Origin of the sequence: Floridaenema evergladense BLCC-F167 (assembly GCF_041929205.2) — a bacterium.
Classification (GTDB): Bacteria; Cyanobacteriota; Cyanobacteriia; order Cyanobacteriales; family Aerosakkonemataceae; genus Floridanema; species Floridanema evergladense.
Map to the genome: position 1 here is coordinate 6,263,849 of NZ_CM171625.1, position 13,701 is coordinate 6,277,549.

A 13,701-nucleotide genomic window follows, 5' to 3' on the forward strand; every position below is an offset into this window, starting at 1 on the left:
GCAAAAGAACTTTTTGTTAAATACTTCGTCTATATCTAAAACAATAGAGGACTTCTCATGAATAACAATACCCACAAAAAACTAATTCTCGCACCTAAAATTGCTTTCATTTGTCTTTCAGTAATTCTGCCATTAATCGGAAACGTCAAAGCACAAACTACCATCAACTCTGAAATTATTTCTCATGTGGAAAAACTCAGGGATACAGACAAAGTAAAACGCTTAGAAACTGTCAGAGAATTGAGAAAAATCGGCGTTCCTGCAATTCCCATACTTACAGCAGCATTACAAGAGAAAGAACAACAAATTCGGGGTGGTGCAGCTTTTGCATTAGGCGCGATCGGACCAGAAGCAAAAACCGCAATTCCTCAACTAATTTTCATGCTAAAAGATGAAGATGAACAGGTAAGATTAGATGCAGCTGTAGCATTAAGAAGAATTGGTTCGCCTGCGGTTCCTGCACTCACTGAAGCATTAAAAGATGAGAATGTTTTAGTTCGGAAAGGTGCAACTTTTGCGTTAGCGGGAATTGGTGCAGAAGCTCAACAAACCATTCCTATACTAATAGAAATGCTCTCAGATAATGACGAACAAATACGCTTAAATGCCAGTATAGCTTTAAGGGGAATTGGTACAACCGCTACACCCGCACTTACAGAAGCATTGCAACATAAAAATCCTTTAATTCGCAAAGGTGCAGCTATAGCTTTAGGACAAATTAACACAGAAATTTCTCAAGTTCAGAACCAACAAAATCAACGCGATCGCCTGCGTCCAAACCCTTGTGGTACTCTTCCAAATTTATGCGCTCCTCGTCCTAATTTCTGTACCCAAATACCCAATTTATGCGCTCCTCTTACTAATCCTACTCCTACTGCTCCTACTCCTACTCCTCGCCAAACTCCACTACCTAGAACTTAAATATTTTTCTTAGTAAGCTAGAACCCCGACTTCTTAAAGAAGTCGGGGTTCTAGCTTACTTAAATTTTTCCATCTTCATTGGAACTATTAACTTTGTTATTGAACAATTTAGTTAAAGATGCTTCTAATTCTGGGGAAAGTTCTACTGGAAAATTACCGGAACGGAAATGTAATTCTTGCTGAGGATAAGGAATTTCTATATTGCGTTCTCGGAAAATTTCATCAATACGAAAATAAATATCGCTTTTAATTAAAATCTGTTTTCTCGGTTCAGTTATCCAAACAATTAAATCTAAGTTTAAATAATTTTCTCCGTAACTTTTGAAAAGTACGTTTGGCGGTGGTTCGGAGACTACTTCTGGATGATCTTTGGCTGCATCAAGTAAGGCTTGACGAACTTTTTTTAAATCAGAATTATAGGCAATCCTAACAGGTAATTTGACTAAAGCAACTGGGCTACCATGACTCCAATTTATTACTTCTTTTTCTAGAAAATGAGAATTAGGAACTATTATTGAAAGCCGTTCTAAAGTGAGAATTTCAGTGCTTCTAACGCTAATCCGTTCTACTGTTCCCATAAATTCTCCGACATTAATAAAATCTCCAACTTGAATTGGTCGTTCAAAAATAATTACTAAACCACTGACAAATTCTCTAGCAATTCCTTGTAAACCTAAACCAATACCAACGCCTAAAACTCCAGCAAAAATGGTTAATGAACCAAGGTCTAATCCCCAAATTTGTAACAAAAATATTGTGCCAAAACAAACTAAAATGTAGTTGGCGATCGTAGCGATCGTCTCTTGATCCCCCTGGTTCATTCCGGTAAAATGAAGCACTCGCGATCGCAACAAATTCCGCACAACCTTTGTCAAGGATAAAAGACACAAAAATAACCCAATTAGAATAGCAATCTGAATAACTGAAAAAGAATTACTTCCTAAATTAACGATCGGTTCCGCTAAAGTGTAAGTTATAATATTCGAGAGTTTTTGACCCCACACTCTTGTTTTGGGAAACAAATTAGCAATGTAGACCAAACTATATAGCCAGACTCCTATTTGTAGTAATCTTAAAACTAGATTTGCTAACAAATGAACTTTTGGCGGAGCAGCAGTTTCCCTCACTCTTTCTGGCGCAGGAAATAACGGAATTAACCAAAATTTCCACAACCAACCTAACAACAAAGTTAAAAATACTGCTAACAAAATTGAACCCAGAGAAACTAAAGCTGCATAACGAGTATATTCCGGTGTTCTTTCTTTCTGCGCTTGGTTAATCGCAGCTTGTAAAATATTTTGCCAGCGTTCCGCTTGCTCGTCTTTGGTAACTCCAACTGGTACATCTTTATCCGTAACTGTAACTAAATTAGTACCATTTACCCGAATTACAGGAAAGTTATTGATTTTCTCCACCTTTACCTGGGCTGGGTTGCCTGATTCCACAGCCTGATTTAGGATTTGATTAGCATTATTTGCTCGTAATTCTGCATCAAACTCATTTAATTGGCTAAGCTTAAATAACTGTCGTCCATCAAGAGTAACAGGAGCAGTAGAATTTTGTTGGGCAAAAACAGGCATTACAGACAAAACACAACCTAAAATAAAGCTTAGGGTAATTATCTTCAGAGATTTCATTTTTCTCAAGTTAAACTCAATTAGCCAACTCATAATCATAACTCGTACAAATGTTCATTTAGGGAGCATAACAATTTATGTCATACGATTACGATCTTTTTGTCATTGGTGCTGGTTCTGGGGGATTAGCAGCTTCCAAACGTGCAGCTAGTTACGGTGCAAAAGTAGCCATAGCTGAACGAGATCTCGTCGGTGGTACCTGCGTGATTCGCGGTTGTGTACCTAAAAAACTCATGGTTTACGCCTCCAAATTTGCTCATTATTACGAAGATGCAGTTGGTTACGGTTGGAGTGAAGTACAACCTAGCTTTGATTGGAAAAAACTTGTCACCAGTGTGGATAACGAAGTTAAAAGACTGAGTAAATTACACATTAGTTTCCTAGAAAAAGCAGGGGTTGAATTAATTCAAGGGGATGCCACCTTATTAGATCCTCATACCATAGAAATAGGTGAACGCAAAGTAACTGCTGATAAAATTTTAATTGCGGTGGGTGGAGAAGCAATTAAATTTGATATTCCGGGAGCTAAAGAATACGGTATTACCTCTCGCGAAATATTTCTTTTGCCGGAACAACCAAAGCGGTTTGCTGCGATCGGAGCAGGTTATATTGGGGTAGAATTTTCCTGCATTATGAATGCACTCGGTAGCCAAGTGACTCAGTTTATTCGCACCGATCGCATTTTAAGAGGTTTCGATGAAGAAATCCGCAGCGGTGTTCAGGATGCCATGACCAAACATGGAATTAATATTGTCACCAATACCTATATTCCCAAAATTGAAAAAGTGTCAGATGGTTTAGAAATAACCTATTTGGACAAAGCCAAAAATACTGAAGAAAAAATCACCGTAGATGCCGTGTTAATTGCCATTGGGCGTGCGCCTAATTTAGCACATCTCGGATTAGAAAATACGAATGTGGAAGTAGTCCAATGTGACGATCCTACTTTGCCTAATTTGCATGGTTACACAGTCAATTGTGCGATCGGAGTTGACGAATATAGCCGCACCACAGAACCAAACATTTTCGCAGTGGGAGATTGCACCAACCGAATTAATTTAACTCCAGTTGCGATTAACGAAGGTCGAGCTTTTGCTGATACTGAATTTGGCAATAATCCCCGAATTTTTAGCCATGAAACTGTTGCCTCTGCAATATTTTCTCAACCAGAAGCCGCAACAGTTGGCTTAAATGAATTAGAAGCTAAAGCCAAATATGGAGATGCGGTAAAAGTTTATCGGGCACAATTCCGTCCCATGTACCATAGTTTTACCGGAAAAGATGAAAAAGTTCTGGTGAAATTAGTAGTTGATAGCAGTACCGACAAAGTTTTAGGTGCTCATATAGTTGGCGAAAATGCTGCTGAAATTATTCAAGGTGTAGCGATCGCAGTTAAAATGGGAGCAACGAAAAAAGACTTCGATGCCACAGTAGGAATTCACCCTTCCACAGCCGAAGAATTCGTAACTTTGCGATAACTTCAGATCTTGCAGAGTTAAGGAGGTAGAACCTCCCAAATCTCGTTCCCAGGTTCAACCTGGGAACGAAAGAACGGAAACAGGGAACAGCTTTAAGTGTTAAATTCTTCCCTCCCCTTGTCCCCAGTCCCCAGTCCCCAGTCCCCAACCCCCACAGTTGAACCTCGATCGCATCTACTCAGTCTAAACTGAGGATGAAAGCGGGTGAGGGAGAAACCATTGGTCTATCTTGTGCCAGGTGTAGGTGTGCCAACAGAAGACATATCCGACTCGGATTTAACAGAAAAGTGCTTACAAGGCGATGAACAAAGCTTTCGCCAACTTTATCGGCGCTATCACCAGCGAGTCAGATCCACTCTTTATCAACTTTGCGGAACATCCATGCTCGATGACTTAGTGCAAGAAGTGTTCCTGCGAGCGTGGAAAGGTCTGCCGCAACTACGTCAGACAGCCCAATTTTCGACCTGGATCTATCGGATTACTTGGAATGTAGCCTGCGATCAGCGACGGCAATTTGCTCAACAGCGCAATTTTAATACCAAATTAGAAACTCAAGACCCAAAACAATCACAATCGCCAGCGCCTGACCTGATGCAATTACATTACCAGGATTTAGTACGACGTGCCCTAGAACAGCTAAGTTTAGAACATCGGGCTGTCATAGTTTTACATGACCTAGAGGAAGTTCCGCAAAAAGAAGTAGCCCAAATCTTGGGTATTCCGGTGGGAACTGTTAAATCTCGCCTATTTCATGCCCGTGCTGCCATGCGGCAATTTCTCCAGAAACAAGGAGTTCAGCTATGAGTAACTTACCAAATGATGACCAACGCTTAGTAAATTTTTTGCGGCAAAATCGCCCAGAAATTCCCCCTTCCGATCCAGAATTGGAAGAAAAACTTTTTCAAGCGATCGCTTCTTCTCCTACCCCCCAACTGCATCATCATTCCCCAAAAAATACTTCTCGTCATCGTCAATTATGGTTAGTTCCTCCCGCTATTGCTGCTAGTTTAGCCTTAATGTTTGCTGGCAATTATTTGCGAGAAAGAAGCCCTTTGACTAGTACTTCTGCTACTGTATCACCTAATAATAATTTGGCTAGTAAATACAATTATTTCCCCGATGAAACTCAAAGACCAAATCACAAAGAACTTGTAAAAATAGAAAGTTTTTTAGAAAATAATTGGAGTGGTGTCGTTACTAATAATTTGTCAGAAACGACAGTGGAAACTATGCAAAATGAGTACTTAACTCTGGCTAAATCAAAGGCTTATTACCCAACTAGGGCGACAAATTTAGTTACTACAAGGAGATAGAAAATAATGTTATTTAGCCGTGTTTCTGCGATCGCATTTTTAACCTTATCAATTAGCGCGGTTGCCATTGCTCACCCTAAACCTTGGCTTTCTCAAACTAATTCCCCAAATCCCAACCTACCTAATAACTCTTCTAATCAAGATGTTCCCAAATGGATTCAAAAACTGAATCTCACAGCAGAACAAGCTCAAAGAATGCAGACAATTAGTGATAAATATAAAAACCAAATTGTTGAATCTACAAAAGCTTTGCGCCAAGCTCAATTTGAGTTAGGTCAAATGCTAGGAAGCGATGCTACCATAGACAGCTTGCGGCAAAAACATCGCCAAGTTGAAGCCTTAAAACAAAAAGTGGGAAATTTACGCTTTGAAAGTATCTTAGAGATGCGCGAAGTATTAAATCCAGAACAACGTCGTCAGGTAGCGCAAAATTTACAAAATCGAATCAAAATGCGGAAAAATCGTAATTATGGTTTTCCAGAAATGCAGTCACCAGGGAGGTAGAACCTCCCAAATCTCCTAATCTCGTTCCCAGGTTTACCTGAGAACGAAAGAAAGAGGCTGGAGCCTCTTGCTACACTGAGTTAATGCTTCCTTTTCTTAATTCTCTTAATCTGAAATTAAATGAATTCGGAATACATTTACCTACATGGTTTTGCTTCTAGTCCTAATTCAGTCAAAGCTAATTACTTGCGCGATCGCTTTTCCCAAATCCAAATTCCCTTAACAATTCCTGACTTAAATCAATCCGACTTTACTCATTTAACTATGACGCGCCAACTGCGTCAAGTAGTAGCAACTTTTCCTCCCGCACCAACACCAGTAACTTTAATTGGTTCTAGTTTTGGGGGATTGGCATCAGCTTGGTTAGGCGAAACTGAACTACAATGTCAAAAATTAGTCCTGTTAGCACCAGCTTTTACTTTTCTTTCTCTGTGGCTTTCTATTTTAGGCGAACAAACAGTTACTAATTGGCGATCGCAAAAATTTTTATCAGTTTATCATTATGGGGAAAAGCGATCGCTCCCCTTAAGTTACGACTTTGTAACTGACTTATATCAATACCCAGAAACCAAAATTCAACGACAAATTCCTACCTTAATTATTCACGGTATCAAAGATGAAGTTATCCCAATTCAAGCCAGTAGAGACTTCGCCGCCTCCCGCCCTTGGGTAAAATTAATTGAACTAGACAGCGATCATTCCCTCGCCAACGTTTTACCAGAAATTTGGCAAGAAATTTCCACATTCTGCCAACTGAACAATGTTTAGAGGTAAAATTTAAACCTAAACTCTAATTTCCAGTCTCCATGCTTAGCTTTATTCGTTCCGATTTCGCTGAACTAGTTGCTTATCAACCCCACCCAGGAGGCACATCTGGCGAACCAGTCAAATCAGATATTACCTTAGATCGCTTAGATTCTAACGAAAGCCCCTTTGATTTGCCTAGCGAATTAAAGGAAAAACTGAGTTGGACATATCAGCAAGTAATTGAGAATAATCGCTATCCTGATGGGAGTTATATTGCATTAAAAAACGCGAGCGCTGAATATGTCAACGAATCCGCCCAAATCTCTGACATTACCTTAGATAATATTTCTGTTGGCAACGGTTCAGACGAACTGATTCGCTCAGTTTTAATCGCCACCTGTTTAAAAGGAGAAGGTACAGTTTTAATCGCCAATCCTACCTTTTCCATGTATGGAATTATATCTCAAACATTGGGGATTCCTGTAGTCACAGTCGGACGTTCCGAGACTAACTTTGAAATAGATTTACACGCAGCACAACAAGCAATTGAGCAAACCCAAAACCCACCGATTCGCCTTATTTTTGTCGTTCATCCTAACTCACCTACCGCTAATCCTTTAACAGCAAAAGAATTAGATTGGTTGCAGAATTTACCAGAAAATATATTAGTAGTAATAGACGAAGCTTATTTTGAATTTAGTCGAAATACAGTCGCGCCTCAATTAGCAAAACATCCCAATTGGATGATTTTGAGAACCTTCTCGAAAGCCTTTCGATTAGCAACTCATCGCGTTGGTTATGCGATCGCTCATCCCCAACTAACAGCCGCTTTAGAAAAAGTTCGTTTACCCTACAATTTGCCCAGTTTTTCTCAAGCAGCCGCCTTATTTGCCCTGAATTATCGCCAAGAAATACTCGCATCAATTGAGCAAATATTGGCAGAAAGAGAACAACTAATTAACAGTTTATCAGGACATCCAGCCTTAAAAATTTGGCCTAGTGCTGCTAATTTTATTTATCTCCGCCTCACTCCAACTAACAAAGATCAAACTGCTAAGTTAACAGCATTAACTCAGAAACTAAAATCTCAAGGAACCTTGATCAGACAAATTAGCGGAGGATTACGAATTACCGTAGGTACACCAGAAGAGAATCAGCGATCGATCCAAAGACTAAAAACCACCTTAGAAAGTTTTGAATTTTAAGATTTGAATTAACAAAAAACTCTCAATCTTAAATTATCTCCTCTGCCTCTTACCTAACTATCCTTAGACCTCGCTGTTCTAATAGTCTGAGGGAAAACACCTACCAACAGAGCAAAAGCTTGATCCGGTAATTGTTCCAAAGTTTGGGAATCAAAAAAGTTTTCAAACTGAAACATTAACTTTTCAGCCCGTTGTAGAGGATCGTCATATTCTGTAGACTTTTTCATTAATCGGAGCCATTGAATGCGAATTTTATAAGCAGTTTGGCGATCGTCAAAATTTTCAGGAACAATCAAAGAAAGATTGCCCACAGGAATTACTCTTTGGCAGTCTAAATCACAATTACCACCAACAGCAGCCCCAGGCCCAGCAAACTCTGCATGATGAGGTTTATAGATGATTAAACCATTCCGCTTACAACGATTAATCGTCAGTAAGCTACCATTTTGCAAATGCTCCGTAATTTCAGCAGCCGTGAGATTTTCGTATTCCTCAGCCATATCACCTATTTGCTCAACCGTCAATAGTTAATTTTTAGCATAATCTCGATCGTCTTGTCTCAGATCTGGCACAGGGGAGGTAGAACCTCCCAGATCCTCGTTCCCAGGTTCAACCTGGGAACGAAAATAGAGGCTCTGCCTCTTGGTGCCAGATCTGAGTTGTACTAGCACCAGAAAACCGAAAGAAGAAAGGATAAATGGCTCTCCAACACTTGGGGTGAAAAATCCTGGTTTTAGGGACTGAGGACTAGGGAATTGCCCGTACAGAGTTAAAGAAAAAGTTTCAAGTTAATAAACTTCTCCCTATCCCCTTGTCCCCTTGTCCCCTTGTCTCCTTGTCCCCTTGTCCCCTTGTCCCCTTGTCTCAAGATTCCTCTGCCCCTCCACACCAGTTAAACGCTTATGTAGCAACAATTGTCGAGGTTTTTTCAACAACAAACAAGCCCAATTAGAATCTATTTGGTGTAACCGATAGCCCAACTGAGTATAAAGCCCTCTTGCCTTGTGGTTGTTTTCTAGTACGTGCAAATAGAGGTCTTGATAGCCCCAATTTAAAGCAATTTGCTCGCAATTGAGCAATAATTGCCTCGCCACACCCCGACGACGGTACTCAGTCTGTACAGCCAAATTAGACAGATAGGGATAGCCAGAGGAATTATAGAACTGCCAAGGATTAGTCGATCGCAACGACATTTCCACCGTTCCCACCACACAATCCCCTCGTACTTCTTGCCCAACCCAGAGTCGGTCTTGATTATCGCCGCATCGAGAATCTTTGTAGACCCCCACCAGACAAACATAACGCGACGAACTAGACTGCAAGCGATGGCGCAAATCTTCATAAATCCCCAAGCGAAACAGGGGATAAAACCAACCAGTAATGCCTCCCTGAGAATGAAAGCTATTAGCCAGGATTTCCGCTAAATAGCTTAAATCTTCGGTTTTAGCCGCACGGATTTGGAAAGGAGAAGAACCAGACAAAATTACCTCCGGTTCTTGCTGAGAGTTTTTGAGGAACCAGAACAAGAGCTTCACAACGATTTACTATTTGACGTTTGGCGATCGGTAAGCGAGCAGGACATTTTGGCACAAGAAGGGAACTCTTAACAAGGAACAGGTTATGCTTAAGTTTAATGCTCTTACATACATAAAGTGGTAAGTAAACCTGACTGACTAATAGAATGCTTGATTTATCAGTAATTCCAGTCACCAGTAGAGGCAATTCATGTATTGCCCCTACCCCTTGCATTCCTTTCCACCACAAGTACCTGAGAGCCAATTTAATCACTGACAATCCCAAGTTGGATAAACTACGATTAGTGATTGTCACTGCCAACTGCATTAGGATCGTACATAAGGGTGTATCACTTAAAGCTAAGTTGAGCTTAGCAATGCTAAACTTGGCATTTCTTTAAAATAGCCTAACGCTTACCAGTGTTAATGTGTTTTCTCCTTAATATTTAGGTAATAGTTCGTAAAAAGTTCCATTCTCAGGCTTTCGGTTTCAGGAAATACTCTTGACACCTCATAACTGAGTCAGGATACTCGATTCTGTAAAGCGTATTTCTACGGAAACTGTGCTTACACTACATGAATCGTAAAATATTTGGTGATGAGTAGTGAATTGGAGTTAATGAAGGGAAAAATAAAACAGAATTGCTATTTGCTGCTTTTAAAATTTTTCACCAGTTAATGACCCTGTGATGAAACCGTTTTCTTCTGGGATGTCTTGCGTGGCAGGAGAGGATTATATGAAGTCCCAAAACACAAATAAACCAAAACTTCTGGTTGTTGATGATGAACCAGATAATCTCGACCTGCTGTATCGCACCTTTTATCGCGACTACAAAGTACTCAAGGCAACATCAGGGACAGCGGCTTTGGAAATTTTAGCTAAAGAAGCAGATGTGGCAGTCATCATTTCCGATCAACGGATGCCGGGAATGAGTGGTACTGAGTTTTTGAGTTTAACAGCTACTCAGTATCCAGATACAATCCGCATTATTTTGACTGGTTATACTGATGTTGAAGATTTGGTGGAAGCTATTAATAGCGGTAAAGTTTTTAAGTATGTCACTAAACCTTGGGAATCGGAGGCGTTACAAATAGTAGTGCGCCAAGCTTTGGATACTCATAATGTTTTGAAGACGCGAACTCAAGAATTGTGCCGGACTCTGCGTCAGGAGTCTTTACTTAATACTGTTACTAATACTATTCGTTCTCGCACCGATCATCGGCAAATCCTCCAAACAATTGTGAATACAGTTGGACATATGTTGGAGACAGATATTTGTATTATTCGTCCTTGTCATGATAATGCGATCGCTGATGAATGCTTCGTCTATCGCAAGCGAGGTGTAGGAGAAAAACCACCAGATAATAACGGTGCATCACCCACTACCTTTTCAGAGGATAGTTTGACACAAACAGTCTGGGAAACTTTTGATGTCCACGTCATTGAGGATGTGGCAATAGATGAGTTGATTCAAGGTGACGACCCAGAAAAACAACAAAGAGCAGCAGCTTTTGCCCAAGCGGGAATTCGTTCTTCTTTGGTAGTACCATTAATTTGTCAATTGGAATTGACTGCGGTTTTGGCGCTGCATCAGTGTACAGAAAATCGGCGTTGGCAAGATGATGAAGTACAACTAGTTTTTATGGTGGCAGATCAAGCTGCTTTGGCGATCGCGCAAGCACTCGCTTATGAAAGATCGATCGCAATGGCTAAACGAGAAGCTTTGGTCAATACTATTACTAATGCCATTCGTTATAGTCTCGATCCTAAAGATATTTTTTCCGCCATTACTAAACAACTTGGCGAAGCTTTAAATGTTGATGGTTGTGCCCTTTCTCTCTGGACACCAGATGATGAATATGTTCAATGTGTCGGATTATATGATGCTGGTGATTTGGTACAAGTATTCGATGTGGAATTTGGCGAATTAGAAGAAAATAATTTCAGTAAAAGGCAAAGCAAGGGAATAGAAAATTGGGAAAGAAACGGAGAATTACATACTTCCCAGTCCCCAGTTCCCAGTCCCCAATTCCCAATTTATAATAACTCAAAATCAACCTTTAAATCTACATCTCAACTGCCGCAATCTGTAGTACCAATTGCTGCCAATCCCGTATTACAGCGGTTAATTCAAACTCAACAACCTGTAGTAATTGATAATTTGGAATCCTTGCCGGAAATGCAAGGTTTCGATTTGCCTTTACGGGCTTCGGCAAAGGCGTTAATGATGGTACCTTTGATTTGTGATGGACAATTAATTGGTAGTATTACTCTTCGGGAAGCAAACTCTCCCAGAAAATGGCAACAACTAGAAATTGATTTAGCGTTAGCTGTGGCAGCACAAGCAGCGATCGCAGTTCAACATTCTCGGTTATATCAAAAAACCCGTCAACAAGCAGAAAGATTATTAGAATTAGACCGACAAAAAACCGAGTTTTTCCAAAATATTTCCCATGAATTTCGGACTCCGCTAACTTTAATGATGGGGCCATTAGAATCAGCAGTAGCTCAAAAAAGCGACCTGTCACACCAACAAGCAGTCATTGCTTTAAGAAATACCCGCCGTTTACTGCGTTTAGTTAATCAATTATTGGATATTCAAAGAATTGATGCCGGAAGAATGCAAGCGAGTTTTCGTCCCTGCGATGTGGTAATGATGGTAAGTCAAATAGTTGAATCTTTTCGTCCTTATTGTGATAAAAAATCTTTGCGGTTAGTGACAGAATTTAATTCCTGTCCTAAAGTTTATTTAGACCCAGAAAGATTTGATAAAGTAATTTATAATCTGTTGTCTAATGCCATGAAGTTTACTGATGGTGGTGGTGCGATCGCCATTAAAGTAGAACCAGCTGGCGATCATGTTCGCATTCAAGTAAAAGATACAGGAATTGGCATTCGCACCGAACAAATTCCCCATTTATTTGAACGTTTCCGCCAAGCTGAAGGTTCCGTTAACCGTTCTTATGAAGGTAGCGGTTTAGGTTTAGCTTTGGTTAAAGAGTTAGTAGAACTTCACGGCGGACAAATTTCTGTAGAATCAATTTATGGTGCGGGAAGTACTTTTACAGTTTGGTTACAAACAGGAACAGCCCATTTACCTTTAGATCAAGTATTAGAAGTACCAACACAAATTCAAGCTAGTCGTGCTGCTGTGGAATTAGCAGATTTAGAAATTTTAGAGGCTCCAGAGGGATTAGTAAATAGCTCAGAACAATTAACAGAAGAAAGTTCTCCTGCTTCTCCTGAAAATTTTTCCGCCCCAACGATCTTAGTAGTAGATGATAATCCAGATTTAAGGTCTTATGTTTCGGAAGTGTTACGCTCTTCTGGTTTTCAAGTATTAACTGCTAGGCATGGTGCCGAAGGTTTAAGTATCACGATAGAAAGGCATCCCGAACTAATTGTGACAGATTTAATGATGCCGATCGTCTCTGGTTTAGATATGATTCGGCGGATTCGAGATTTGCCAGAAATTAAGGCAACACCAATTATTTTATTAACGGCGAAAGTTGATGAAGATACCAGAATTGAAGGCACAGAACAAGGCGCAGATATTTATTTAGCTAAACCTTTTAACGATCGCGAACTTTTAGCAGCAGTACGAAATTTATTAGCCCTAAAAGTCAACGAACAAAAGTTGCAAGAGTTAAATAAATATCTCACAGAATCAGTATTAAAACGCTTTTTGCCACCAACTTTAGTCAATAAAGCAGCAACAGGAGAACTGTCTTTAGATTTACGTCCCGAACCAAAATTAGTAACAATTTTATTTAGCGATATTGTCGGTTTTACCCAACTTTCTAATACTTTACGGAGTCGGCGCGTTGCTGAATTATTAAATGAATATTTAGATTATATGACTAGGGCAGTGTTCGCCAATGGTGGTACTGTAGATAAGTTTATGGGTGATGCAGTATTGGCGATGTATGGTGCGCCAGAAGAGTTGACACCGAACGAACAGGTGCAACGGGCGATCGCTACCGCCAGACAAATGCACCGCTATTTGGGTGAACTTAACCAACGTTGGCGAGAACAAGGTATCCCCGAAATTCAATTCCGTTGCGGCATTCATCAGGGAACAGCAGTAGTGGGAATGTTTGGTAGTCAAGAACGAGCCGATTATACTGCGATCGGCCCGACTGTGAACATCGCCTCCCGTTTGCAAGCTTTAGCCCAACCCAATACCATCTTAGTCTCAGCCGCAGTCGCCGATTATTTAGATGAAGCCGAAATTACTAAAGGTAGCTCCCTACAACTTAAAGGTGTAGATGAAACTGTATTGACCTTCGTAGTGGATAAAACAGAACGGAAGAAAGCGTAAAGGGAAAAGGTGAAGATAAATTGTGTAGTTACTGAAAATTGTGTTATCCTAGCTAGAGCG

11 protein-coding genes are annotated in these 13,701 nt (G+C 40.2%); 8 read left to right on the plus strand and 3 right to left on the minus strand.

The window, feature by feature from the left end; genetic code table 11:
- Positions 1 to 57 precede the first annotated feature (57 nt).
- A complete protein-coding gene (locus ACE1CA_RS29835) occupies positions 58 to 921 on the plus strand; it encodes a HEAT repeat domain-containing protein (protein WP_413280238.1) in 864 nt (287 codons plus the stop codon).
- A gap of 59 nt (positions 922 to 980) precedes the next feature.
- Here the strand turns inward: ACE1CA_RS29835 and ACE1CA_RS29840 are convergent, their stop codons facing one another.
- Positions 981 to 2,591 (minus strand): mechanosensitive ion channel family protein, encoded by a 1,611-nt coding sequence (locus ACE1CA_RS29840; RefSeq protein ID WP_413280237.1) that lies wholly within the window; start codon positions 2,589 to 2,591, stop codon positions 981 to 983.
- 44 nt (positions 2,592 to 2,635) lie between these two features.
- Between ACE1CA_RS29840 and gor the strand changes: the two genes are divergently transcribed.
- The 6 genes from gor to ACE1CA_RS29870 all read left to right on the plus strand — a co-directional run bounded on the left by gor (position 2,636) and on the right by ACE1CA_RS29870 (position 7,805).
- The gene (gene gor, locus ACE1CA_RS29845; RefSeq protein WP_413280236.1) at positions 2,636 to 4,036 is read left to right on the plus strand and encodes a glutathione-disulfide reductase; all 1,401 of its coding nucleotides are present in this window, start codon (positions 2,636 to 2,638) and stop codon (positions 4,034 to 4,036) included.
- A 219-nt stretch (positions 4,037 to 4,255) separates the two neighbouring features.
- Positions 4,256 to 4,840 carry a sigma-70 family RNA polymerase sigma factor gene (locus ACE1CA_RS29850; protein ID WP_486517586.1) on the plus strand — a complete coding sequence of 195 codons (585 nt, stop codon included), beginning with the start codon at positions 4,256 to 4,258 and terminating at the stop codon, positions 4,838 to 4,840.
- Entirely contained in the window at positions 4,837 to 5,349 is a 513-nt protein-coding gene (locus ACE1CA_RS29855) for a hypothetical protein (RefSeq protein WP_413280234.1), read from the plus strand. The genes ACE1CA_RS29850 and ACE1CA_RS29855 overlap by 4 nt, the downstream gene beginning before the upstream one ends.
- 6 nt (positions 5,350 to 5,355) lie before the next feature.
- The gene (locus ACE1CA_RS29860; RefSeq protein ID WP_413280233.1) at positions 5,356 to 5,853 is read left to right on the plus strand and encodes a Spy/CpxP family protein refolding chaperone; all 498 of its coding nucleotides are present in this window, start codon (positions 5,356 to 5,358) and stop codon (positions 5,851 to 5,853) included.
- 120 nt (positions 5,854 to 5,973) lie between these two features.
- Positions 5,974 to 6,621 (plus strand): YqiA/YcfP family alpha/beta fold hydrolase, encoded by a 648-nt coding sequence (locus tag ACE1CA_RS29865; protein WP_413280232.1) that lies wholly within the window; start codon positions 5,974 to 5,976, stop codon positions 6,619 to 6,621.
- Between the two features lie 38 nt (positions 6,622 to 6,659).
- A complete protein-coding gene (locus tag ACE1CA_RS29870; RefSeq protein ID WP_413280231.1) occupies positions 6,660 to 7,805 on the plus strand; it encodes a histidinol-phosphate transaminase in 1,146 nt (381 codons plus the stop codon).
- A gap of 53 nt (positions 7,806 to 7,858) precedes the next feature.
- Here ACE1CA_RS29870 and ACE1CA_RS29875 read toward each other — a convergent pair whose 3' ends face one another.
- Entirely contained in the window at positions 7,859 to 8,305 is a 447-nt protein-coding gene (locus ACE1CA_RS29875; RefSeq protein ID WP_413280230.1) for a hypothetical protein, read from the minus strand.
- Positions 8,306 to 8,608: 303 nt separating this feature from the next.
- Positions 8,609 to 9,340: a GNAT family N-acetyltransferase gene (locus tag ACE1CA_RS29880; protein WP_413280229.1), complete on the minus strand. Its 732-nt coding sequence runs from the start codon at positions 9,338 to 9,340 to the stop codon at positions 8,609 to 8,611.
- A 716-nt stretch (positions 9,341 to 10,056) separates the two neighbouring features.
- Between ACE1CA_RS29880 and ACE1CA_RS29885 the strand changes: the two genes are divergently transcribed.
- A complete protein-coding gene (locus ACE1CA_RS29885; RefSeq protein ID WP_413280228.1) occupies positions 10,057 to 13,641 on the plus strand; it encodes a response regulator in 3,585 nt (1,194 codons plus the stop codon).
- The last annotated feature ends 60 nt before the right edge of the window (positions 13,642 to 13,701 follow it).